Origin of the sequence: Bradyrhizobium sp. SZCCHNR3119 (genome assembly GCF_032487775.1) — a bacterium.
GTDB lineage: Bacteria > Pseudomonadota > Alphaproteobacteria > Rhizobiales > Xanthobacteraceae > Bradyrhizobium.
Genome location: NZ_JAUEUV010000001.1, coordinates 2,124,076 through 2,148,802, shown reverse-complemented (window position 1 = coordinate 2,148,802; position 24,727 = coordinate 2,124,076). Strand labels below are relative to the sequence as shown.

Genomic DNA, 24,727 nt, shown 5'->3' with positions numbered 1-24,727 from the left:
CCTCCATCATGTCGATCGTCAGCATTGCAGATAGCATCGCACGCGCTGCAACATCGATATTGAATTTAACCGGTCCTTGGGCTTAGGTCTCGGCCAACGATCTTGACAATGGAAACGCGTGAGGACGCCCGATGGCCGATCTCGAAACATTCCGCCGCGAAACGCGCGCCTGGCTGGAGGCCAATTGCCCGCCGCAGATGCGCACGCCGATGACCTCGGAAGAGGACACGTTCTGGGGCGGCCGCAACGCGAAATTCACCTCCGAGCCGCAGCGCATCTGGTTCGAGCGCATGCGCGACAAAGGGTGGACCGTGCCGCACTGGCCCAAGGAATATGGCGGTGGCGGGCTCGACGGCGAGGAGGCCAAGATCCTGCGCCAGGAGATGACTGAGATCGGCGCGCGGCCGCCGCTGACGTCGTTCGGCATCTCGATGCTCGGCCCGGCGCTGTTGAAATACGGCACCGAGGCGCAGAAGCGCGAACATCTGCCAAAGATCACGGCCGGCCTGATCCGCTGGTGCCAGGGCTATTCAGAGCCGAACGCTGGCTCCGATCTCGCTTCGCTGCAGACCCGCGCGACAAGCGACGGCGAGGACTTCATCATCAACGGCCAGAAGATATGGACGTCCTACGCCAACTACGCCGACTGGATCTTCTGCCTGGTGCGCACCGATCCTGCGGCCAAGAAGCATGACGGCATCAGCTTCATCCTGTTCGACATGACGTCGAAGGGCGTCTCCACCAAGCCGATCTTGTTGATCTCCGGCCGCTCGCCATTCTGCGAAACCTTCTTCGACAATGTCCGTGTGCCCAAGGCCAATGTGGTTGGCCAGATCAACCGCGGCTGGGATGTCGCCAAATATCTGCTGCAGCACGAGCGCGCGATGATATCAGGCATGGGCGAGCGCAGCGCCGGCCGGCCGCTCGGCCAGATCGCCGCCGACTCGATCGGCAGCGATGGCCAGGGCAGGCTCGACGATGCGGTGCTGCGCGGGCAGATCGCGACGTTCGAGGTCGATGAGGCCGCGCTTGCGGCGGCGGCCGAACGGATGACCGATCTCGCCAAAGCGGGGCAGGGCCATCCGGCTTTCTCGTCGGCAATGAAATATTACGGCACCGAGCTCAACAAGCGCCGCTACGAGCTTCTGATGTCGGCCGGCGGCATCGATGTGCTGGAATGGGAAAGCGACCGCTCGCGCGAGGGCGCCCGCCCGCGCGCCTGGCTCCGCACCAAGGCCAATTCGATCGAAGGCGGCACGTCCGAAGTGATGCTCGGCATCGTCGCCAAGCGCATCCTGGATCTGCCGGGGGCGTAGCGCCGCACCGTCGTTCCGGGGCAGGCGAAGCCTGAACCCGGAACCTCGAGATTCCGGGTTCGTCTCTGCGAGACGCCCCGGAATGACGCCTCTAACACTGACAGCGATTTTTCGAACGGATTACCCATGCCCCTCCTCCTCACCGAAGAACAATCCATGCTGCGCGACAGTGCGCGCGGGCTGATCAGCGACAAGGCGCCGGTGGCGCATCTGCGCCACTTGCGCGACAGTCGCGACGAGACCGGCTTCTCGCGCGAGCTCTGGGCGACCTTCGCCGAAATGGGCTTTGCCGGCCTGCTGGTGCCGGAGGAGCACGGTGGCAGCGGCCTGAATGCGGTCGAGGCCGGCGTTGTCATGGAAGAGATCGGCCGCACCTTGATGCCCTCGCCCTTCTTGTCGACAGCGGTGCTCGCGGCCTCCGCGCTGACGCGTGCCGGCAGCGCTGCGCAGAAGGCGGAGTATCTGCCGAAGATCGCGGACGGCTCTTTGCTCGCAGCGCTCGCGCTCGACGAAGGCGCCAAGCATCGGCCGCTGCACACTACAATGCAGGCCGTGCGATCCGGCAACGGCTTCAGGCTCACTGGCGCCAAGGCGATGGTGGTCGATGGTCACGTCGCCGACCTCCTGATCGTCGCCGCGCGCAGTGCCGGCAGCCCGGGCGAGCGTGATGGCCTCACGCTGTTCCTGGTCGATCCCAAGGCCAAGGGCGTCGCGATCGAGCGCACGGTGATGGTGGACGCGCACAATGCGGCGCGGATCACATTCGACAATGTGGAAGTCGATGCCGACCACGTGCTCGGCGAGATCGATGGCGCCTCTGCAATTCTCGATGGCGTGCTCGATCTCGGCCGCGGTGCTGTCGCCTCCGAGATGGTGGGCTTGAGCGAAGAGGTGTTCGGCCGCACCGTGGCCTACCTCAAGGAGCGCAAGCAGTTCGGCAAGCTGATCGGCGAATTCCAGGCGCTGCAGCACCGCGCCGCCCAGCTCTACATCGAGATCGAGATCACCCGCGCCGCGGTGCTGAAGGCGCTGCAGACGCTCGATTCCGACCCGGCCGATGCCGCTGCGCTGGTGGCAGTCGCCAAGGCGCGGGCAGGAGCCACCGCAACCCGTGCGGTGCAGGAAGGCGTGCAGATGCATGGCGGCATGGGCATGACCGACCAGTTCGACATCGGCTTCTTCATGAAGCGCGCCCGCGTCTGCGAGGAGCTGTTCGGGGATTCGAACTACCACGCCGACCAGCTGGCGTGCCTGCGCGGGTATTAGGCCATAGAATTCGACCCACAGCTGTCGTCCCGGGCAAGCGAAGCGCAGACCCGGGACCCATATCCACCGTTACCGGTATTGTGCAGGGCTGGGGCCACATCTCGTCCTACCGCTGATTACGGTGGTTATCCCTGCGTTCGCAGGGACGACCGCGAGTTTGCGGAGCCAGACGGATCATCACAGCGGCACCCTGTGCCACCGTCGGCCACGAATCTTGTTCCAACATCAACCTATTGAAACGCCACTTCCGCGAAGCTGCGCAATTTGCGCGAATGCAGCCGCTCGGATTCCTCCTGCTTGAGCGTGTCGAGCGCCTTCAGCCCGATCTGCAGATGCTGGCCGACGCGCTGGCGATAGAACTCATTGGCCATGCCGGCGAGCTTGATCTCGCCATGCAGCGGCTTGTCGGACACGCATAGCAGCGTGCCATAGGGCACGCGGAAGCGATAGCCATTGGCCGCGATCGCCGCTGATTCCATGTCGAGCGCGACGGCGCGCGATTGCGACAGCCGGCGAATCACCTCGGGGCCACTGATCTCCCAGTTCCGGTTGTCGACAGAGGCAACGGTGCCGGTGCGCATCACCCGCTTGAGCTCGAAGCCCGATAGCCCGGTAATGTCAGCCACTGCCGCCTCCAGCGCGACCTGCATCTCGGCGAGTGCGGGGATCGGCACGGATGTCGGCAGTTCGTGATCGAGCACATGGTCCTCGCGAACGTAGCCGTGCGCGAGCACATAATCGCCGAGCCGCTGCGAGTTGCGCAGGCCGGCGCAATGCCCGAGCATCAGCCAGGCATGCGGTCGCAGCACGGCGACATGGTCGGTCACGTTGCGCGCGTTCGACGGACCGGTGCCGATATTGATCAGGGTGATGCCTCGATAGCCCGGCTCGACCAGATGGTAGGCCGGCATCTGCGGCATGCGCTCGGGCGCCGTGCCGGTCGTGCCGCCGCCCAGGCGCTGGTTGCGCGTGATCACATTGCCCGGTGCGACGAAGCTGTCGGGTCCGGTCTCGCCCGCGGCAAGACGCTGCTGGCAGGCCTGCGCGAACGCATCGACATAGAACTGGTAGTTGGTGAAGATCACGAAATTCTGGAAGTGCTCCGGATCGGTCCCGGTGTAGTGATAAAGCCGCCGCAGCGAGTAATCGACGCGGGCCGCCCGGAACAGCGACAGCGGCTCGGGGTCGCCGGGCCTCAGCTCCAGCGTGCCGTCGGCGATGGCATCGTCCATCGCGGCGAGATTGGGCGTATCGAACACGTCGCGTAGCGACCGCATCAGCAGAGGACTGTCGGCGCTCGCCAGCGTCCCCTCGACATTGATGTCGCGCCGGTAGGCGAAGTGAAGCGGGATCGGCTCGTTGGAGACGCCGACCTCGACCGGCAGTCCGTGATTCTCGATCAATAGCCGGATCTGCTCTGTGAGATACAGCCGGAAGACGTCGGGGCGGGTGATGCTGGTTTCGTGCACGCCCGGGCGGGCGACGAACCCGTAGGACAGCCGCGAATCCAGCCGTGCATGCGTAGTGGTGGTGATGCGCACGAACGGATAATGGGCGCGGACGCGCGTGGCGAACACCTGGCCGTTGGCATAGGCTTCGAAACGGTCGCGCAGGAACTCGGTGTGGCGCGCGTAGATCTCTTCGAGCCGGGCAACGGCCGCATCGGCGTCGGTGAACGCTTCGGTCGCGATCGGCTGTGGTGTCTGTATGGTCATCGCGGAAACACGCTTGTGGAACGCGGATCGCCTGAAGCGATCTGCCTGGTCATCGAGACAGCATAGCACATCTACGAAGCATTTGCTCGGCCCGAACCGCAGCTTCAAGGATCTGGTCGCCCTCCGAGCGCCACGGAATGACGTGCTCGTCAGATGTCCGACGGGCATTTCGCGCAGCGCCGTCATGCGCAAATTGCCTGTCGTGCCAATCTGCCGCAGGCATGCGGCCTTGCCGTGTCGGGCAAATCACAACGATGATCTCGGCCATCCCGTTCGCGATGAAGAGGGGCGTTTCGGCCGATCGTCACGAAGCGTAGCAGCGGGGAGCGGTGGACGCATCGGTGTCGGGCTTTGCGTTTGCGAAGCTGACGAACGACTTCGATGCGGACGGTCAAGTCGCGTGGTCCTGACCTCCCGACGCTGAGGTCGCGGTGATGCGACAGCATCATGCGCAAACGGTGGCCAGAAAGCCCGGCGCACCGGGGAGATCGCGAAGCAGCCGTTAAAACCATTGCGCAGGGAAGGCCGGGTCGTCCGGCTGATCCTGTGGTACCTGCCGCCTGCATTTTTTTGAGCAGGCGGGCCACGGGCCTCAGTCGAGGTCCGGCCTTCCCTGCGCCCTCTCTATCTAGAAAGGGCGATGAATTTGCACAGCTCGGACGCTATGCGCCGCGAGAATGCGGACGCATATCTCGTTGTTCCGGCGTTGAAGTCGTGAGAGAGGCTACGAACCCTCAGCTTGTCATTCCGGGGCGCGACGAAGTCGCGAACCCGGAATCCATAACCACGATCCGGAGTATGGATTCCGGGCTCGCCCTTCGGGCGCCCCGGAATGACGGTGGAGGGATTGTGTCCGCGCCGTCCTTCGCCTCACCGGATCGGCGGCGCATATTGAATGCCGCCGGCGTTCCAGAGCTCGTTCATGCCACGCGGAATCTTCAGGCTGGATCGGCTGCCGATGTTGCGCTCATAGACCTCGCCATAATTGCCGACATGCCGGATGATGCGCACCGCCCAGTCCTTGGTGAGGCCGAGATCCTCGCCGAACGAGCCTTCGTTGCCGACCAGCCGCATCACGTCCGGCTTCTTCGACTTCAAGGCCTCGTCGATGTTCTTGGAAGTGACGCCGAGCTCCTCGGCGTTGATCATCGCATAGAGCGTCCACTTGACGATCATCATCCAGTCGTCGTCGCGCTGGCGCACCACGGGTGCGAGCGGCTCCTTGGAGATCACGTCCGGCAGGATGTCGTGGTCGTTCGGCTTCGACAGTTTCAGCCGCAGCGCATAAAGCTGCGAGACATCGGCGGTGAAGGTGTCGCACTTGCCGCTGTCATAGGCCTGGACCACGTCGTCGAGCTTGGCGAGCTTTACCTCCTCGTACTTCATGTTGTTGGTCCGGAAGTAGTCGGCGAGGTTGAGCGCATTGCTGGTCGCGTCCTGGACGCAGACCTTGCTGCCGGAGAGGTCCAGCGCATTCTCGATCTTGCGCGAGCGCGGCACCATGAAGCCCTGGCCGTCGTAATAGGCGACCGCAGGGAAATAGAGGTCGTAGTTCTGCTCGCGCGACATGCTCCAGGTCGAGTTGCGCGAAAGGATGTCGACCTTGCGGCTCTGCAGCTCCTTGAAGCGCTCATTGGCGTCGAGCGGCACGAACGTCGCCTTGTTCGGATCGTCGAAGATCGCAGCCGCGACCGCGCGGCAGAAGTCGACGTCGAACCCGGTCCAATTGCCCTTGTCGTCGGGGATCGAGAAGCCCGGCAGGCCGGCGTTGACGCCGCACAGCACCTCGCCGCGACGCACGGTCCGCTTCAAGGTGCGGGTGTCGTAGAACTCATAAATGATGCCGGAGATCGCGACGAGAACAGCGACAGCGAGCCCGATCAAGAGGCCGCCCCAGAAAGTGCGCATCATGCGTGTCTCGCAAAAGTCAGAAGAAACCGATGGATCGAAATGAAGAGCGCGACAGTGCCGTCACAATTCCGGCTTCTGTCGCACGACGACCTTGGTGCCGACCGGTACGCGATCATAGAGATCGGCGACGTCGGTATTGACGAGGCGGAAGCAGCCGGAGGAAATCTTGGTGCCGATGGTCCAGGGCTGGTTGGTGCCGTGGATGCGATAGACCGTGGTGCCGAGATACATGGCCCGTGCCCCGAGCGGGTTGCCGGGGCCGCCGGCCATGAAGCGCGGCAGATAGGGTTGGCGCGCGATCATCTCCGGCGGCGGCGTCCAGTCCGGCCACTCGGCCTTCTTGGTGACGTTCAGAAGGCCTTGCCACTGAAAGCCGTCGCGGCCGACGCCGATGCCATAGCGGATCGCACGGCCGCCGGGCTGCACCAGATAGAGGTGACGTTCGGTGGTGGAGATGATGATGGTGCCGGGCGGCTCGGTGGTGCGGTAATAGACGATCTGCTTGCGCCATTCCGGATCGAGCTCGTAGCCGTCATCGGCGACGAGGCCGGGCTGATCGCCGGGATCCTCGGGCTGCTGCGCGCAAGCCTGCGCGGCGGACAACGCCAAAGCGATCGCGGTCGTAGTGATGCAGATGAGGTGACGCAACCCCGCCATTCCAAGCTCTCCCTAACGGCTCCTGCCAAGCTTGCCCCGTCCATACCACCCGCCAGATCAAAGCGGCGAATTCGGTGGGAAGTCAAGCCAGGGGAACTGCGTGTCAGGCGTGCTTCAGCCAGAGCCGCAGCACGAATGCGACGGCTGCGACAGTGCCGACGCCGGCGAGCCACAACGCCGCGAACCACAGCAGGCGCTTCGCAAGCGGCGGCTCTCCGTTTAAGGAGCGCATCAGTGATAGCCGCTCTCGGGCCTGACCTTGCCGCGAAACACCCAATAGGCCCAGCCGGTATAGGCGAGAATCAGCGGGATCAGCACGGCGACGCCGACGAGCATGAACAATTGGCTGCGCTCGGGCGCCGCCGCCTGCCAGATCGTGACGCTTTGCGGCACGATGTAGGGATACATGCTGATGCCGAGCCCGGCATAGGACAGCAGGAAGAGCAGCAGCGACAACGCGAACGGCCAGCCATCGCGCTTTTCGGCGAGGTTCTTCATCAGCAGCACTGTCACTGCGATCACGGCGAGCGGCACCGGCGCGGTGAGCACGATCGCGGGCCAGGAGAACCAGCGCTGCGCATATTGAATGGTGAGCAGCGGCGTGGCGAGGCTGACCACACCGATGGCGATCAGCATCGCAAACAACAGATACCAGCTCAGCCGGTAGGCCCTGTCGCGCAACTCGCCCTCGGTCTTCAGGATCAGCCAGGTGGCACCGAGCAGCGCATAGCCGATCACCAGGGAGACGCCGGTCAGGATGCTGAAGGGGCTGAGCCAATCCCACCAGCCGCCGGCATATTGCCTGTGTTCGACATGCACGCCTTGCAGGATCGCGCCAAGCGCGATGCCCTGCGCCAGGGCCGCGATCCAGGAGCCCCCCGCGAAGGCGAGATCCCAGAGATGGCGGCTGTTGCGGGTGCGCCAGCGGAATTCGAAGGCGACCCCGCGGAAGATCAGGCCGACCAGCATCGCGATCAGGGGCGTGTAGAGCGCCGGCAGCAGGATGGCGTAGGCGAGCGGAAACGCCGCCATCAGCCCGCCGCCGCCGAGCACGAGCCAGGTCTCGTTGCCATCCCAAACGGGTGCGACGCTGTTGGTGATGACATCGCGATCCTGTTTCGCCGGAAACAGCGGAAACAGGATGCCGAGCCCGAGATCGAAACCGTCCATCACGACATAGACGAAAACGGCGAAGGCGATGATGAAGGCCCAGAGCGTGGCGAGATCGATCGATGCAGTCATCTTGCGCCAGCTCCTGTCGGCACGCTGGGCGCCGGCGTGATGCCCGCGGTGCGGATCGGGCTCTCGCTGCTTGGTCCTTGCTCGCCGGGATGCGGCGGTTCGGCCATCAGGCGCAGCAGATAGAGAATGCCGGCGGCATAGACGATGAAATAGACGATGACGAAGGCGAGCAAGGACGAGCCCACCGCAGGTGCCGCAAGCGGTGAAGCTGCATCGACGGTGCGGAGCAGCCCGTACACGGTGAAGGGCTGGCGGCCGGTCTCGGTCGTCATCCAGCCCGCGATGACAGCGATGAATCCGGCCGGCCCCATCGCGATCGCGAAGCGATGCAGCAGCGGCGATTGGTACAGCCGGCCGCGCCAGCGCTCCCACAGGCTGAAGAGGCCGAGCGCGAACATCAGCAGTCCGAGCCCGACCATGATGCGGAAGGTCCAGAACGGAATCGCGACCGGCGGCCAATTCTCTCGCGGCACGGTATCCAGGCCGGCGAGGGGCGCGTCCGGGGCGTGTTTCAGGATCAGCGAGCCCAGTTTCGGGATGCCGACGGCGTATTCCAGCTTCCCGGCGGTCTCATCCGGCCAGCCGAACAGATACAGAGGCGCGCCGTCCTTGTGGCTCTCGAAATGACCTTCCATCGCCATGATCTTTGCCGGCTGGTGCTCAAGCGTGTTGAGGCCGTGCTGGTCGCCGGCGAGGATCTGGATGGGTGCGACCAGGGTCGCCATCCACATCGCCATCGAGAACATCACGCGCGGTCCGGGAAGGTGCGCGTTGCGCAGCAGATGGAAGGCGCCGACCGCGCCGACCAGGAGGGCCGTAGTCAGATAGGCCGCCAGCACCATATGAACCAGGCGATAGGGGAACGAGGGATTGAAGATCACCTTCAGCCAATCAACGGAGACGAATTGGCCCTCGGCATTGACGGCGTAGCCGGCGGGCGTCTGCATCCAGGAATTGGCCGAGAGAATCCAGAATGCGGAGATCAGGGTGCCGACCGCGACCATCAACGTCGCAAAGAAATGCAGGCGGGGACCGACGCGCTTCAGGCCGAACAGCATGACGCCGAGGAAGCCGGCCTCGAGGAAGAAGGCGGTCAGCACCTCATAGGCCATCAAGGGGCCGATCACCGGACCGACCTTGTCGGAGAACACCGACCAGTTGGTGCCGAATTGGTAGGACATCACGATGCCCGACACCACGCCCATGCCGAAGGCGACCGCGAAGATCTTCAGCCAATAATGGAAGAGGTTGATGAAGACCTCGCGCCCGGTCCAGAGCCACAGCGCTTCGAGCACGGCGAGGTAGGAGGCCAAGCCTATCGAGAACGCCGGAAACACGATGTGGAAGGTCATCGTGAATGCGAATTGCGCCCGTGCCAGATCAACTGCGTCCAAACCGAACATGCGCACCGTCCGTCAGCCCTGCGCAGCTGCTTTAGCACGCGCCACGTGACGGAGAAATCGCACTGGTTACTCGGAAAGATCAAATGCCAAATTGCCTCACGGCGTGGTCCGGGAAAGACCGCGCCCGATCAAAAGCCTGGAGCGCGGTGGCATTTCGCCCCCAAATGGCGCTGTGTCCGCGCCGGCCTTGCAAAAGACTACGGCCCGGAGGGGGGCATCCTCCGGGCCGTCGGGCAACTTGGAAGCTTCAGTTCGTCAGATGAAGAACTTGCTCGTCTCAGGACCGAAGCCAGCTGGGGGACTGAGCTCCGGTCGGCGATCGAATGTCTAGCAACAGACCTTTTCCGGGTGATTTCGCCGATCGTTTCAATTGTTTCATTCGGCGCCATTCCGGCAAACCTCGCCGGGGCATCGTCCCGACAAACTCTTGGATACGAAGACTTTTTACTATTTGTCCGTCAGTCAAGCCGCGAGGCTGTTCACGCCCGCGCCTCGCAACAAACCGGCGAGCTGCTTGCGCGCATAGAACATCCGGGTCTTCACCGTGCTTTGCGGAATGCCGATGATCTGTCCGACCTCCTCAACCGACTTCTCATGATAGTAGACGAGATTGATGATCTCGCGGTGAGCGGGCGACAATTTTGCGACACAGGCGCGCAAGATGGCGTTGGTTGTGGCGCGATCCAACGACGTTTCCGGCGTGTCGGATCCGTCGGCGATCTCCAGCACCTCTTCCTGATCGATATCCTCGAAACGGCGCTGGCGCAGCGCGGTCAGCGCCTTGAAGCGTGCGATCGACAACAGCCAGGTCGAGACCTGCGAGCGGCCTTCGAACTGCTTGGCGGTCCGCCAAACGTCCAGGAACACCTGGCTGACAAGGTCTTCCGCAATCGTGGTGTCGCGCACGATCCGCAGGATGAAGCGATAGACCCGCACATTATGCCGCGAATACAGAATCTGCATCGCGGTGCGGCCGCCATCGGCAATGCTCTGCAGGAGCATTTCGTCCGAGGTCGTCTGGGCGGCGATGATGCCCTGACTGGCTGCGGAATTGATGGCAACGACGTTTTGCATGACGCTCTCCCGTTCCGCCGCCCCCTTTGCGGCGTTTCGTCGGAGCGGATTGTTAATGAACTCCGGTTTCGGGACGTCTGCACGGAACCGGGAAAATGGTTTCGTGGGTCAGCGGAATTGTTTCGTCGGAAGAAACGCAGCGAAATACTTGTGGCGAAATTGTGGATATTTCCGCAGGAAGGAATATTCCGTTACCCCGCGGTACCGCTGGGAGGGCAGATGTCAGGCCTTCTCTCCGGCGGGGGAGAACAGGTACCCGCCCCCACGGACGGTGCGGATGACGGCCGGTTTGGCCGGATCCGGCTCGATCTTACGGCGGATTCGCATGATGCGCAGATCGACCGCGCGATCGAACGCCTCGGCATCGCGGGCGTTGGCAAGCTCCAGCAGCCGTTCCCGCGACAGCACCCGTTTCGGATTGGCCGCAAACACCTTGAGGAGACCGAACTCGGACGCGGTCAGCGGATGCTCGTTGCCTTCGTCGTCGCGCAACGCCTGCGCGTCGAGATCGAGCCATTTCGTGCCGAAACGGATCAATTGGTCCTGCTTTGCGGCCACGGGGGCGGGTGCGGCCGGCGCCGCTTTCGCCGGCGTGCTCCGCCGCAGCACGGAGCGGATCCGGGCCATCAGTTCGCGCAGCTCGCAGGGCTTGGCGACATAGTCATCCGCGCCGAGTTCGAGACCGACGACGCGATCGATCGGGCTTGCAGTCGCCGTCAGCATGATGACCGGGATGTTGGTCCGGTTCTTGAGGTCGCGGATGATCGAAAGCCCATCCTCCTCGGGCATATTGAGGTCGAGCACGACGAGGTCGGCAGGGCCGGAATCGATCGCGCTGCGCAGGCTTTTGCCGCCGTCGCACAAGGTCACGGTGAAGCCGTGCATCTTGAGATAATCGCCGACCATTTCGCGGGCCGGTGCCTCGTCGTCGACGATGATGATGTGCTGGTTCTGGCTCATGACGGTTCGGTGGTCGGGAGGCTGATGGTGAAGGTCGATCCCTGGCCGGGACCATCGCTTTTAGCAGTCACCTCGCCGCCATGCATATCGATGATACGCTTGACAATCGAGAGGCCGAGCCCGGTCGAGCTCTCTCCGGCGGTGGGCTTGGCCGATAGCCGCTGGAACCGGCCGAACAGTCGCCCGAGGTCCTCAGGCGACAGACCCGCGCCTTGGTCGCTCACGCCGAGCGTCACATTGTCCTCGTCGCCGGCGACCTCGACCGCAATCCGGCCGCCGATCGGGCTGTATTTGATGGCGTTGCTGAGCAAATTGTCGATCGCCTCGCGGATGCGATCCGCGTCGCACATCGTCACCAGATGCGGCGGCGCCGATACCGAGATGATCTGCTGCTTGTTGTGCGCCAGCGGCTGGTTTGCCTCGACGACCTCGTGGACAAGGGCGGCGATATCGACCGGCTCGCGACGGATCGTGATGTCGAAGGCGTCCGCCATGGCATCGGAAATCAGATGATCGACCATCGAAGTCAGTCGCCTGGCGGCGTCGCGGATGTGCTCGACCTGCGAGGTGATGCCGTCCCTGGATGCACCGGTCGCGATCAACTCCGTGAGCATTTCGGTGCGGCCCAGGATCACGCTGAGCGGATTCTTCAAATCGTGAGCGACGGTGCCGAGAATCTCGTTCTTGAATCCGTTGGCGCGCTGCAGGCGAAGCCATTGCGCCGACAGCCTGCGGTTCGCCTGCATCAGCGCGCGGGTCCGCTGCGCCACGCGGTCTTCGAGCTGGGTGTTGGCCTCTTGCAGCTGCTGGTACAGGATCACGTTGTCGAAGGCGATGGACAATCGGCTGGAGAAGATCTCGACCAGCGAGCGGTCGGTCTCGGAGAGCGGCCGTTCGGCCTGCAGCAGCACGACCACCTCGCGGCCGCTTCCGGTGCGAACATAGAGCACGGTGCGCTGGTCAGCGAATTCGTTCACGCGCTGCTTGAAGGCGGCCTCCACCATGTCGCGCAGGTCCGGGTCGAGCGATTTCGAGCTGGGCGTGCCCGTGAAGCGGCTGTAACATCCGGAGCCCGCCAGCACGGAAAAATCTTCCGTTTGGCTGCCGTCGTCCCGCAACACCAGAATTCCGGCGCAGTCGACATTGAGCAGCGAGGCGATCTGGGTCAGCACGCCTTCGGCGAGCCGCTGCATCGACTTGAAATCGTAGAGCGTCGAGGCGGCATCGATGATGATCTCGAGGCCGCGCCGGGTCTGCACCATGCGCTCGAGCTGCTGATAGCTGCGCAGCGCGGCGGTCAGCGAGGTGAACAATTTGTCGGCGGTGAGCTCGGTCTTCGCCTTGTAGTCGTTGATATCGTACTGAACGATGACCCGCCGCTCCGGCGCTTGGCCAGGCTGTCCGGTGCGCAGGATGATGCGCACGGTCTCGTTCTTGATCTCGTTGCGGATATACTCCACGAGCTCGAGGCCGGCGACATCCGTCTCCATGATGACGTCGAGCAGGACCGCTGCGACGTCGGGGTGCTCGCGCATCAGGGCGCGGCCTTCGGCCGCCGAATAGGCCGACAGGATCTCAAGGCCTTGGCCGTTGAGACTGTAGTCGGAGAGCGCAAAGCGCGTACCCTCATGCACCGCACGGTCGTCGTCGATGACGGCGATCTTCCATTTCCGCGCCGAATGATCGTGTTCGACGATGCCGGTGTCGTCGATCAGGTGGAGGACATCGTCCTGTTCGGCCATTGCGTCGTTCCGTCCCCTGCGGTTTCAGAGCCGCCCAATTCTTTAGAACCTCGGGCGACCCGTGGCATGATAATGCGAAAAGTGGTGCCTTGTCCCAGCCTCGACTCCAGCATCATGCGGCCGCCGAGCTGCTGGGTTACAAGATTATAGACGATATGCAATCCGAGTCCGGTACCACCTTCATTGCGGCGGGTCGTGAAGAACGGATCGAAGGCTTGGCGCTGCACTTCGGGTGTCATGCCGGCACCGCTATCGGAGAAGATGATCTCGATGTCGTCGGGCCCGCGCGGCCGCGCCGTGATCGAGATCGTGCCAGCGCGGCCGTCGGCAAACGCATGATTGACCGCATTGAGGAACAGATTGGTCAAAATCTGCCCATAGGAGCCCGGATAGCCGTCGACCAGGAGTCCTTCGGGCACGTCCGCGGTCAGCTCGATCGGCGCCCGTTTCAGCACTGGCCGCAGGCTGGTGATGATCTGGTCCGTCGCCTCGCCGAGGATGAACTGTCGTCGCTCCGCATGCGAGCGGTCGACTGCGACCTGTTTGAAGGACTGGATCAATTCGCCGGCGCGCAGCAGATTCGCGACCAGCTGCTGCGAAGCGTCGCGCGAGGAGCGCACGAACTCCTCCAGCTGCGAGCGACGCAGCCCATTGGACGATTTCAGCTCCGCTTCGAAGATCTCGGCGCGGCGCGCAAAGCTCGATGCGACCGTGAGGCTGATGCCGATCGGATTGTTCACCTCGTGCGCGACACCGGCCACCAGACCGCCTAAGGCCGCGAGCCGCTCGGCGTCGATCAGGTTGCGCTGCGCGGCATTGAGCTCGAGCAGGGCGCTCTCCGCCTTTTCCTTGGATGTGCGCAGCTCGTCCTCGGTCTTGCGTTTGGCGATCGCGTTTTCGCGGAAGATCTCGACCGCCCGCGCCATGGCGCCGATCTCGTCCCGCGCCTCGGTGCCCTGGACCTCGCGGCCATAATCGCCGGAGGCGATTGCTCGCATGGCGGTCATGATCTGCTGCAGCGGAAGCCGGATCGAGAGCGCGATCAGCACCCCTGCGGACAGGATGATTCCAAGGAAGATCACGGCGATCGAGAGCACCCGGCGCGAAATGTCGGCCAGCGTGTGGTCGAAGGTGGTCTGCGCCTTTTGCTCGCGTTGGCGCATCTTCACCGACAGATCGTCGATGGCGCCGATGGTCTCGGCCTGGCTCGCATCGATCGTGTTGCGTAACAGGTCGGTCCGGTTGGTGAGCTGCTCGGAGAGCTTCGAGAAGCCGGCGCGCAGTGCGGCGGTGCGCGCCGCAAGCCGCTCCAGCGCCATCCGCTGCAGGTCGTTGTCGGCAAGGCTCGACATCACCGGGATCGTCTTCTCGATCGTCTCGGTGTTGCGGCGGGCGTCCTCGGCCGAGGCCGGCGCGAGCGACAAGTAATAGGAGTTGGCCGCGACCAGCATCCCGGTAAAGGCTTCGCGCGACCGGCCGAGCGCCGGCCAGATCTGCGCATCGCGGTGGCCGGTGGCGCCCTCGATCACAGAATAGAGCCCGGCCATTTCGCGGGCGGGTCCGAGCACCTCGTCTTCATAGGTCTTCGAGATGGTCGCCTGCAGGCTGCGCAACTCGCCGAATCCGTCAAGGAAGCGGACCGTGACGTGTTCCAGTTCCTCGACCGATCCGGACAGCATCGGATCGGTGGATGCGCGCGTGGTCAGGGTGCCGAGAACGGCCTCGCGCAACAGCAGGATCTCGGCAAACAGTTCCGGGCTCGGCTGATTGATATAGCGGTGAATCAGGTTCTGCAGCCGGCTGGTTTCGCTCTCAAGAAGCGCGAGGATCTTGTCGGATTCCCGTACCTGCCGCACATCTTCCCAGGCCGAGCCCAGCACCGATGCGCCGTTCCAGATCAGGGCCGCGAGCACGATGACGACAGCAGAATTCAATGCTGCGATGGACAAGATCCGCCAGCGGATCGGCACCGCGCGCAGCAGGCGCACCGTCCGGGCGCGACCGAGGGCTGCCAGGCTGACTTGCCGGGCCGGGGCACCTCGCTGGTCGGTGCTCGTCACGAGGGGGCTACCTAGCCTCGTACCTGAGCGAATAACTCGCTCTAGTTGTATTTTGGCCCAGCGGCACCTCACGCCGCGATATGCAATCGCCGACATTGTGCATCGCAACTATGCTGAGGTGTCCGGCAAGATGACGGACGCGGACCGGCCGTGGCAAGGCCGAGAGTCCGTCTCGTATCGGCGCGGCACCCACAGTCGAAGTCCGCGAATGATAGGCGCGGTACACAGCCAACATGGTCCCCTTGAAGATGAGGTCGAGCCCGGCGCGAAAAGGTTCAATGTATTTTATTGACGGGTGCTATAAGACGATTCTGCCGAGATCGCGATGTCCGTCAACGTTTTGTTCGATGGTTGTCTCATCCTGAAGTTGCTTCTCTCCCTCTTCGTGAGGGCGCCATTTCCGCCGAGCAATATTTCATCAGTTTGAATTGGGAAGCGTATCGTGCCCCTCAGTTTGCGTCCTTTCTGGATCGGCCTCGTCGCCGCTGCGAGTTGCTGGGGTGCCCCCGCTTTTGCCGCAACCGATATCATGTGGTGGCACGCGATGTCGGGCCAACTCGGTAAGCAGGTCGAGAAGCTCGCCGCGGAGTTCAATGCCTCGCAAACCGACTACCGCATCGTGCCGAGCTATAAGGGCAACTACACGGAGACGGTGACGGCGGCGATTTTCGCATTCCGCTCGCGCAGCCAGCCTGCGATCGTGCAGGTCAACGAGATCGCCACCGCGACCATGACGGCAGCCAAAGGCGCAATCTACCCCGTCTTCGAACTGATGCGCGATGAACAGGAGAGTTTCTCGTCCTCGGCCTACCTGCCTGCGGTGACCGGCTATTACGCCGATATCGACGGCAATCTGCTGTCGTTTCCGTTCAACGCATCGACCCCGATCTTGTACTACAACAAGGACATGTTCCGCCGCGCTGGGCTCAATCCGGATGCTGCGCCTAGGACTTGGCCTGAGCTCGGCCTGGCCGCGAAGCGCCTGCGCGACAATGGAGCCCTCTGCGGCTTCACGACGTCGTGGCCCTCCTGGATCCATGTTGAGAATCTCTCCGCCTTTCACAACCTGCCGCTTGCGACGCGCCGCAACGGTTTCGGCGGACTCGACGCCGTCCTGACCTTCAACAATCCGGTCTTGATCCGCCACGTCGCTCAAATGGCGAAGTGGCAGTCCATGAAAGTGTTCGATTATAGCGGTCGCGGCCAGGCCGCCGAGCCGCGCTTTCAGAAGGGGGAGTGCGGCATCTTCATCGGATCGTCGGCGACGCGGGCCGACATCAGGGCCAACTCCAAATTCGAGGTCGGCTACGGCATGATGCCGTACTGGCCGGATGTTGCCGGGGCGCCGCAGAATTCGATTATCGGAGGTGCGACGCTCTGGGTGCTCCGCGGTCGCCCAAGCGCCGAGTACAAGGGGGTAGCCAAATTCTTCAGCTTCCTGTCAAAGCCCGAGGTCCAGGCGTCCTGGCATCAGAACACCGGTTATCTTCCGATCACCCAGGCCGCCTTCGACCTCACCAGGGCGCAAGGATTCTACGACCGCAACCCGGGCACCGCGATTTCGATCGAGCAGGTCACTCTGCATCCGCCAACGGAAAACTCACGCGGCTTGCGGCTCGGCTCTTTCGTGCTGATCCGCGATGCGATCGAGGACGAGCTGGAACAGGCCGTGAGCGGACGGAAATCACCTGAGGCGGCCCTTGATGCCGCAGTGGAGCGGGGCAATAAGCTGCTCCGGCAGTTCGAGCGCGCAAGCCCAGACCGCTAGCTAATTCGCCGCCGCAGAATGGCGGCAAGATGATCCCGACATCCGAACTGACGAGCGCGAAGTCATTTCGCAGCTTTCGCGCGTTTCTGCAGTTCTGGCTGCGTTTGGCGCGGGACACCGCGAGCAACCATGGCTGTTCAAGCTTCGAGCCGGCGCCGTTTGTGGGTGAAACCAATCGGCTGGTCCGGATAGGGACCAGCTGATCCTGAAACTCTTCCCATCGATGCGTCGCGTATCGACGGCTGGCCTTTAGGGGTGAGCAGTCTGGACGAGGTTCAGGAGCTCTGGCCGGATCCGGGTGCTCAATTGCGATCGCCCAACATCTTCGCTCAAGGAATGAGCAAAATAGCATGATTGTATGCAATCGCCGACTCGACGGCTGCGACAATTCGCCCATTATCTAATAATTCCAAATGGTTGTGCCGGTGAGCGCCGCTGGCACGAAGCTTGCGAACGTTCCCTCAAGACTCGTTTCTGACGGAGCATTTGCATGAAGCGTCGCGATTTCTTGAAATCGGTTTCCGGACTGGCCGCAGGGGCGGTGCTGCCCGTTGCACCCAGTGTGATCTCATCGGCGAAGGCCGATGCCCGGTCCGAGACGCTTCTGATCGTGTCCGAGGGCGGGCCGAACAATCTCGACATCCACGGAGTCGGGACCAACGTCCCAGGCTATGAGGTGTCATGGAATTGCTACGACCGACTGATCAGCCACGAGATGAAAAGCGGTCCGGGCGGTGTGCCTTACTACGACCGCGACAAGTTCAAGCCCGAGCTCGCGGAGGACATGAACCTCGGCGACATGTCGGTGACGTTCAAGCTGCGCAAGAATGCCAAGTTTCACGACGGCGCACCGGTGACGGCCAAGGACGTCAAATGGTCGCTCGACCGGGCGGTGAGCGTTGGCGGCTTTCCGACCTTCCAGATGAGCGCGGGCTCGCTGACCAAGCCGGAGCAGTTTGTCGTCGTCGACGACCACACGGTGCGCATCGATTTCCTCAAGAAGGATCGGCTGACGATTCCCGATCTCGCCGTGATCGTGCCCTGCATCGTCAATTCGGAGCTCGTGAAGAAGAACGCCTCCGAAAAGGACCCCTGGGGCCTCGAATTCACCAAGCAGCAGACTGCAGGCTCCGGCGCCTACAAGGTGACCAAATGGACTGCGGGCACCGAAGTCGTCATGGAGCGGAACGACGAATGGGCCTCAGGGCCGCTGCCGAAGATCAAGCGCGTGATCTGGCGCATGGTGCCGCAGGCGGGCAACCGCCGCGCGCTGCTGGAACGCGGCGACGCGGACATCTCCTATGAGCTGCCCAACAAGGACTTCCAGGAGATGAAGGCGAACGGCAAGCTCAACGTGGTGTCGCTGCCGATCTCCAACGGCATCCAATATATCGGCATGAACGTGACCAAGCCGCCGTTCGACAATCCGAAGGTGCGGCAGGCGCTCGCCTATGCGATGCCGTATCAGAAGATCATGGACGCCGTGATGTTCGGTCTCGCCAATCCGATGTTCGGCGCGGCAGCCGACAAGCCGACCGAGGTCGCCTGGCCGCAGGCCACCAAATACGTCACCGACATGGAAAAGGCCAAGGCGCTGCTCGCGGAGGCTGGATATGCCAACGGCTTCGAGACCACGCTGTCGTTCGATCTCAACTTTGCCCAGGTCAATGAGCCGCTCTGTGTGCTGGTGCAGGAGAGCCTTGCTCAGCTCGGCATCAAGACCACGATCAACAAGGTGCCCGGTGCCAATTGGCGCACCGAATTGAACAAGAAGGAGATGCCGCTTTTCACCAATATCTTCTCGGGCTGGCTCGATTACCCCGAATACTTCTTCTATTGGTGCTATCACGGCAACAATTCCGTGTTCAACACGATGAGCTACAAGTCGCCCGTCATGGACAAGTTCATTGACGGCGCCCGCGATGCTGCCGCGATCGGCGACAAGATCAAATACGATGCCGACGTGAAAGGCTTTGTCAATCTCGCCTTCGCCGACATTCCGCGCATCCCGCTCTATCAGCCCTATGTCAACGTCGCGATGCAGAAGAACGTGTCTGGTTATCAGTATTGGTTCCACCGCCGGCTCGACTATCGCGCCCTGGTGAAGGGGTGAGTGATGTGAGCTGCCTTGAGGCTCAGAGTCGGGTTCTCTCATTCCCTTCCCCCTTGTGGGGGCGGGGCAGGGAGGGGGGTAGCCACACGCACCGCCGTCGCGGCTCACCCTCCACCCCAGCCCTCCCCCACAAGGGGGGAGGGAGCCGACCGCGGGTGGCTTCACCACCGACCGCACCATTGGCAAGGCTGCTCGCATGCTGACGCTCATCGCCAAGCGCCTCGCGTTTGCGATCCCCTCGCTGATCGGCGTCGTCGTCGTCACCTTCCTGCTGACGCGCGCCTTGCCGGGCGATCCCGCCGCCTATTTCGCCGGTCCTGCCGCGACCAAGGAAGCAGTCGAGCAGATCCGTAAGAAGCTCGGCTTCGACAAGCCGCTGGTCGAGCAGTTCTTTCGTTATACCGCCGACCTCGCGCATGGCGACCTCGGCAACTCGCTGACCACGGGCCAGCCGGTCGCGACCGAGATCCGCAACCGCTTGCCGGCCTCCGCCGAGCTCACGCTGCTCGGCCTGTTCATCTCGATCCTGATCGCGCTGCCGCTCGGTGTGCTCGCCGCGACGCGGCCGGGCTCGTGGATCGATCATCTCTGCCGCATCGTCACCACGGCCGGCGTGTCGCTGCCGGTGTTCTTCACCGGACTCGTTCTGGTCTATGTGTTCTATTTCCGGCTCGGCTGGTCGCCGGCGCCGCTGGGCCGGCTTGATGTGTTCACCAGTGCGCCGCCAACGGTGACCGGCTTCTACCTGATTGACACGCTGCTTGCGGGCGACTTCGAGGCGTTCCGCTCGGCGTTCAGCCAGCTGATCTTGCCGGCGGCCACGCTTGCCATCTTCTCGCTGGCGCCGATCGCGCGCATGACCCGGGCTTCGATGCTGTCCGTGCTGGCATCCGAATTCGTCCGCACCGCGCGCGCCTCCGGCCTCTCCCCGTCGACCGTGACCATAACTTACGCCTTTCGGAACGCCATGCTGCCGGTGATCACGACGCTGTCGATGGTGTTCTCCTTCCTGCTCGGCGCCAACGTGCTGGTCGAGAAGGTGTTCGCATGGCCCGGCATCGGCTCCTACGCGGTCGAGGCGCTGATCGCCTCCGACTTCGCGCCGGTGCAGGGCTTCGTGCTGACCATGGCCGTCATGTATGTCGCGCTGAACCTCATCATCGACATTCTCTATGGCGTCATCGATCCCCGCGTGAGGCTGGAAGGATGAGCACTGTCGCGCCTGCGGTAGAACCCGTCACGTCATCGCGAGGCTCCGGCCTGATCGCTCTCGTTGAGCATGCCCGCTATGTGCTCGGTGAGAACAAGGTCACGGCCTTCGCCTTCGCGCTGCTCGTTCTGATCCTGCTCTCCGCGCTGCTGGGACCGTGGATGGTACCCTATGATCCGCTCGCCAGCGACACCGCGGCCGCGTTGAAGCCGCCGTCGGCGGCGCATTGGTTCGGCACCGATCAGCTCGGGCGCGACATCTTCAGCCGTGTCGTGGTCGCCACCCGCCTCGATACATTCATCGCGGTTGCGTCGGTGGCGCTGGTGTTCGCCATGGGCGGCCTCGCCGGCGTCGCCGCGGGCTTCTTCGGCGGTTGGACCGACCGCATCGTCGGCCGCATTGCCGACACCATCATGGCCTTTCCGCTGTTCGTGCTGGCGATGGGCATCGTCGCCGCACTCGGCAACACCGTGCAGAACATCATCATCGCCACGGCCATCGTGAATTTTCCGCTCTATGCCCGCGTGGCGCGGGCCGAAGCCAATGTCCGCCGCAGTGCCGGTTTCGTGCAGGCGGCGCGGCTGTCCGGCAACAGCGAAGCTCGGATCCTGCTCGGCCACATCCTGCCCAACATCATGCCGATCATGATCGTGCAGATGTCGCTGACCATGGGCTACGCCATCCTCAACGCCGCCGGCCTCTCCTTCATCGGACTCGGCGTGCGGCCGCCGACGGCGGAGTGGGGCATCATGGTCGCCGAAGGGGCGTCCTTCATGGTCTCCGGCGAATGGTGGATCGCGCTGTTTCCGGGACTAGCGCTGATGATCGCCGTGTTCTGCTTCAACCTGCTCGGTGATGGCTTGCGCGATATCGTCGATCCGCAGCGGCGGACGTAAAGGAGCTTTTCGATGACCGCGCAGCCGCTGCTCGATGTCCGCGATCTCACCGTCGAATTCTCCACGCGTCGCGGCATCGTCAAGGCGGTGCAGCATGTCGACATCTCCGTCGCCAAGGGTGAGACCGTTGCGATCGTCGGCGAGTCCGGGTCGGGCAAGTCGGTCACGTCCTATGCTGTGATGCGTATCCTGGATCGTGCGGGGCGCATCGCCCAGGGCTCGGTGGTGTTCTCCGGCATCGACGTCAAGGCCGCCGGCGAGGCCGAAATGCGCGATCTGCGCGGGCGCGAGATCTCGATGATCTTCCAGAACCCGCGCGCCGCGCTCAATCCGATCCGCAAGGTCGGCCTGCAGATCGAGGATGTGCTGAAGCAGCATGTGCAGGCCGCTGCGAACGAGCGGGCTGAGAAGGCGATCGCGGCGCTGGAGCAGGTCAAGATCGCGCGGCCGCGCGAGCGCTACCACGCCTATCCGTTCGAACTGTCAGGCGGCATGTGCCAGCGCGTCGTGATCGCGCTGGCGCTGGCCTGCAATCCGCAGCTCCTGATCGCGGACGAGCCGACGACCGGCCTCGACGTCACGACCCAGAAGGCGGTGATGGATCTGGTCGTCGAGCTGACGAAGAGCCGCGGCATGTCGACGATCCTGATCACGCATGATCTTGGGCTTGCCGCCGCCTATTGCGACCGCGTGGTGGTGATGGAGAAGGGCCATGTGGTCGAGACGGCGAGCGCTGCCGAGATCTTTGCGCGTCCGCAACATCCCTATACGCGCAAGCTGATGCGGGCGACGCCGCGGCTGGGCGTCTCGCTGCAGGATTTGTTGCCGGAGGATGATGTTCTCGTCACCTCTCCCCGCGTGCGGGGGGAAGTCGGATCGCGCAGCGATCCGGGTGAGGGGAACTCGCCGCGAGTCGTCCTGCCCGAGAGAGCCCCTTACCCCGACCCTCTCCCCGTAAGCGGGGAGAGGGAGAAGAGGCCGCTCTTGCTGGTCGACAAACTCGTCAAGGACTATCCGCGCCGGGGTGCGACCGCGACGCTGTCAAAATTGTTTGCGCGCAAGCCGCCGGTCGAGCCTGAGGTGTTTCGCGCTGTTGATGGCATCGGCTTTACGATCGGCCATGGCGAAAGCGTCGGCCTGGTCGGCGAATCCGGTTGCGGCAAGTCGACCACGTCGATGATGGTGATGCGGCTGTTGGACCAGACCTCCGGTCGCATCGCGTTCGACGGCGAGGAGATCGGCGAGATCTCGCCGCAGGCCTTCGCGCGGCTGCCGCTGCGCAGTCGCATCCAGATGGTGTTCCAGGATCCGACTGACAGCCTTAATCCGCGCTTCACCGCGGCACGCGCCATTGCCGATCCGATCCTGCAGCTCGGCATGATCAAGGGGCGCGGTGCGGTGCGGGCGCGCTGCGAAGAGCTCGCGACGCTGGTCGGCCTGCCGATCGACCTGCTCGACCGCTTCCCGCATCAATTATCCGGCGGGCAGAAGGCGCGCGTCGGCATCGCACGCGCGATCGCGCTGCATCCCAAGCTCGTGATCCTGGACGAGCCGACCGCTGCACTCGACGTCTCGGTGCAGGCGGTCGTCCTGAACCTGCTGCAAGAGCTCAAGCAGCGGATGGGTATGAGCTACCTGTTTGTCTCCCATGATTTGAATGTGGTGCGGCTGTTGTGCGATCGTGTCATCGTGATGCGATCGGGACGGATCGTCGAGGAAGGATCGGCGGAGCGCGTGCTGGGCGATCCGCAGGATGCCTATACGCGCGAACTGCTGACGGCGATTCCGCACCCGCCGCTTCCGGGTCATTGAGAGGGAAAGCCCATGGCTGAGCCATTGGACGATTATATCGACGCGGTCGGGCACGCGCTGGGCCTGCCGATCGAGGACGCGTGGCGCCCGGCGATTCGTGCCAATCTCGAGGTCTCGCTGAAGATGGCGCGGCTGGTCGACGACTATCAACTGCCCGATGAAACAGAGCCCGCCAGTGTCTTCACCGCTTGATTCCTCCGATATGAACGCGGCCGCCATCGCTGCCGCGGTGGCCGCACGCAAACTGTCCGCCCTCGAGGCGACCGAGGCCGCACTGGCGCGGATCGCCCAGCATAACGGCGTGCTGAATGCATTCACCGACGTGACGGCGGATCGTGCGCGCGAACAGGCGCGGGCGGTCGATGCCGCGATTGCGGGAGGGCAGAGCGTGGGCCCGCTCGCGGGTGTGCCGTTCGCCGTGAAGAATCTGTTCGATGTCGAGGGGCTGCCGACGCGCGCCGGCTCCAAGATCAATCGCGACCGCGCGCCGGCCGCGCGCGATGCGACCTTGATCGCGCGGATGGAAGCGGCCGGAGCGGTGCTGGTCGGCGCGCTCAACATGGGCGAATACGCCTACGATTTCACCGGCGAGAACATCCATGACGGACCATCGCGCAATCCGCATGATGTGACGCGCATGAGCGGCGGTTCCTCGGGCGGTTCGGGCAGTGCAGTCGGTGGCCGGCTGGTGCCGATCGCGCTCGGCTCCGATACCAATGGCTCGATCCGGGTGCCATCCTCGTTCTGTGGCATCTTCGGCCTGAAGCCGACCTATGGGCGGCTGTCGCGCGCCCGCTCCTTTCCTTTCGTCGCGAGCCTCGATCATCTCGGCCCGTTTGCGCGGTCGGTCGAAGACCTCGCGCTTGCTTATGACGCCATGCAAGGTCCGGATCCCGATGACGCCGCCTGCACGACGCGCGCGCCGGAGCCGGCAACGCCTCTGCTTCGGCGGGGCACCGGAGGCCTGCGCGTCGCGATGGCTGGCGGGCATTTCCAGAAGCACCTCTTTACGGAGGCGGTGGAAGCCGTGGCCCGCGTCGCCAGGGCTTTGAACGCGACCGAGGTGATCGAGGTGCCGGAGGCTGCGCGCGCCCGCGCCGCGGCTTATGTCATATCCACCACGGAAGGCGCATCGCTGCATCTCGATCGTTTGCGATCGCGGCCGCTCGATTTCGATCCGGCCGTACGCGATCGGCTGATCGCGGGCGCGATGATTCCGGCGCCGCTGGTCGATCGCGCCCAGAAATTCCGGCGCTGGTATCGCGCGCAAGTGCTGGAACTGTTCAGGAGCGTCGATCTGCTGATCGCGCCGGCGACGCCATGTGTTGCCCCAAAGCTCGGGCAAGCGACCTTCGTGCTCGACGGCGTCGAGCTGCCGGTGCGGGCCAATATCGGCATCCACACCCAGCCGATCTCCTTTATCGGTCTGCCCGTCGTTGCCGTCCCGGTTCCGCTATCGCCTCTGCCGATCGGGGTGCAGCTGATTGCCGCGCCTTGGCGCGAAGACATCGCGCTTCGGGTGGCCTACGCCTTGCAAGAGATGGGCGTTGCCGCCGCGCCGGCACCGAAAGGGTTCTAGTTT

Annotated in this window: 19 protein-coding genes; 9 read left to right on the top strand and 10 right to left on the bottom strand. The window is 63.6% G+C overall.

Annotated features, from left to right (window positions below):
• The first annotated feature begins 131 nt into the window (after positions 1-131).
• Positions 132-1,316 (top strand): acyl-CoA dehydrogenase family protein, encoded by a 1,185-nt coding sequence (locus QX034_RS10155; RefSeq protein ID WP_315744222.1) that lies wholly within the window; start codon positions 132-134, stop codon positions 1,314-1,316.
• Between the two features lie 126 nt (positions 1,317-1,442).
• Positions 1,443-2,582 (top strand): acyl-CoA dehydrogenase, encoded by a 1,140-nt coding sequence (locus tag QX034_RS10150; RefSeq protein ID WP_316195350.1) that lies wholly within the window; start codon positions 1,443-1,445, stop codon positions 2,580-2,582.
• 230 nt (positions 2,583-2,812) lie between these two features.
• Here QX034_RS10150 and QX034_RS10145 read toward each other — a convergent pair whose 3' ends face one another.
• The 10 genes from QX034_RS10145 to QX034_RS10100 form a co-directional block, all read right to left on the bottom strand.
• Positions 2,813-4,297 (bottom strand): AMP nucleosidase, encoded by a 1,485-nt coding sequence (locus tag QX034_RS10145; protein WP_315702704.1) that lies wholly within the window; start codon positions 4,295-4,297, stop codon positions 2,813-2,815.
• An 870-nt stretch (positions 4,298-5,167) separates the two neighbouring features.
• Positions 5,168-6,205 (bottom strand): amino acid ABC transporter substrate-binding protein, encoded by a 1,038-nt coding sequence (locus QX034_RS10140; protein WP_315703169.1) that lies wholly within the window; start codon positions 6,203-6,205, stop codon positions 5,168-5,170.
• 63 nt (positions 6,206-6,268) lie between these two features.
• Positions 6,269-6,865 (bottom strand): L,D-transpeptidase, encoded by a 597-nt coding sequence (locus QX034_RS10135; protein WP_315702705.1) that lies wholly within the window; start codon positions 6,863-6,865, stop codon positions 6,269-6,271.
• A 103-nt stretch (positions 6,866-6,968) separates the two neighbouring features.
• Entirely contained in the window at positions 6,969-7,097 is a 129-nt protein-coding gene (locus QX034_RS10130) for a DUF2474 domain-containing protein (RefSeq protein ID WP_315702706.1), read from the bottom strand.
• A complete protein-coding gene (cydB, locus tag QX034_RS10125) occupies positions 7,097-8,107 on the bottom strand; it encodes a cytochrome d ubiquinol oxidase subunit II (protein WP_315702707.1) in 1,011 nt (336 codons plus the stop codon). Before cydB ends, QX034_RS10130 begins: the two co-directional genes overlap by 1 nt.
• Positions 8,104-9,510, bottom strand: coding sequence for a cytochrome ubiquinol oxidase subunit I (locus tag QX034_RS10120; protein ID WP_315702708.1), 1,407 nt, complete (start codon positions 9,508-9,510; stop codon positions 8,104-8,106). Before QX034_RS10120 ends, cydB begins: the two co-directional genes overlap by 4 nt.
• 462 nt (positions 9,511-9,972) lie before the next feature.
• Entirely contained in the window at positions 9,973-10,584 is a 612-nt protein-coding gene (locus tag QX034_RS10115; RefSeq protein WP_315702709.1) for a sigma-70 family RNA polymerase sigma factor, read from the bottom strand.
• Between the two features lie 222 nt (positions 10,585-10,806).
• Positions 10,807-11,544, bottom strand: coding sequence for a response regulator (locus QX034_RS10110; protein WP_315702710.1), 738 nt, complete (start codon positions 11,542-11,544; stop codon positions 10,807-10,809).
• On the bottom strand, positions 11,541-13,286 hold the full coding sequence (locus QX034_RS10105) for a DUF3369 domain-containing protein (protein WP_315702711.1): 1,746 nt from the start codon (positions 13,284-13,286) through the stop codon (positions 11,541-11,543). The genes QX034_RS10110 and QX034_RS10105 overlap by 4 nt, the downstream gene beginning before the upstream one ends.
• Entirely contained in the window at positions 13,256-15,256 is a 2,001-nt protein-coding gene (locus QX034_RS10100; RefSeq protein ID WP_315703170.1) for an ATP-binding protein, read from the bottom strand. Before QX034_RS10100 ends, QX034_RS10105 begins: the two co-directional genes overlap by 31 nt.
• Positions 15,257-15,800: 544 nt before the next feature.
• Between QX034_RS10100 and ugpB the strand changes: the two genes are divergently transcribed.
• From ugpB to QX034_RS10065, 7 genes are all read left to right on the top strand, one after another.
• Positions 15,801-17,114 (top strand): sn-glycerol-3-phosphate ABC transporter substrate-binding protein UgpB, encoded by a 1,314-nt coding sequence (gene ugpB, locus QX034_RS10095; protein WP_409977477.1) that lies wholly within the window; start codon positions 15,801-15,803, stop codon positions 17,112-17,114.
• Positions 17,115-17,604: 490 nt separating this feature from the next.
• Positions 17,605-19,227, top strand: a complete 1,623-nt coding sequence (locus QX034_RS10090) for an ABC transporter substrate-binding protein (RefSeq protein WP_315702712.1) — start codon at positions 17,605-17,607, stop codon at positions 19,225-19,227.
• Between the two features lie 196 nt (positions 19,228-19,423).
• A complete protein-coding gene (locus QX034_RS10085; protein ID WP_315744228.1) occupies positions 19,424-20,437 on the top strand; it encodes an ABC transporter permease in 1,014 nt (337 codons plus the stop codon).
• Entirely contained in the window at positions 20,434-21,333 is a 900-nt protein-coding gene (locus QX034_RS10080; RefSeq protein WP_315744229.1) for an ABC transporter permease, read from the top strand. Before QX034_RS10085 ends, QX034_RS10080 begins: the two co-directional genes overlap by 4 nt.
• 12 nt (positions 21,334-21,345) lie before the next feature.
• A complete protein-coding gene (locus QX034_RS10075) occupies positions 21,346-23,145 on the top strand; it encodes an ABC transporter ATP-binding protein (RefSeq protein WP_316195349.1) in 1,800 nt (599 codons plus the stop codon).
• Positions 23,146-23,157: 12 nt separating this feature from the next.
• Positions 23,158-23,337 carry a DUF4089 domain-containing protein gene (locus QX034_RS10070; protein WP_315702716.1) on the top strand — a complete coding sequence of 60 codons (180 nt, stop codon included), beginning with the start codon at positions 23,158-23,160 and terminating at the stop codon, positions 23,335-23,337.
• A 10-nt stretch (positions 23,338-23,347) separates the two neighbouring features.
• Positions 23,348-24,724 (top strand): AtzE family amidohydrolase, encoded by a 1,377-nt coding sequence (locus tag QX034_RS10065; RefSeq protein ID WP_315702717.1) that lies wholly within the window; start codon positions 23,348-23,350, stop codon positions 24,722-24,724.
• Positions 24,725-24,727 lie beyond the last annotated feature (3 nt).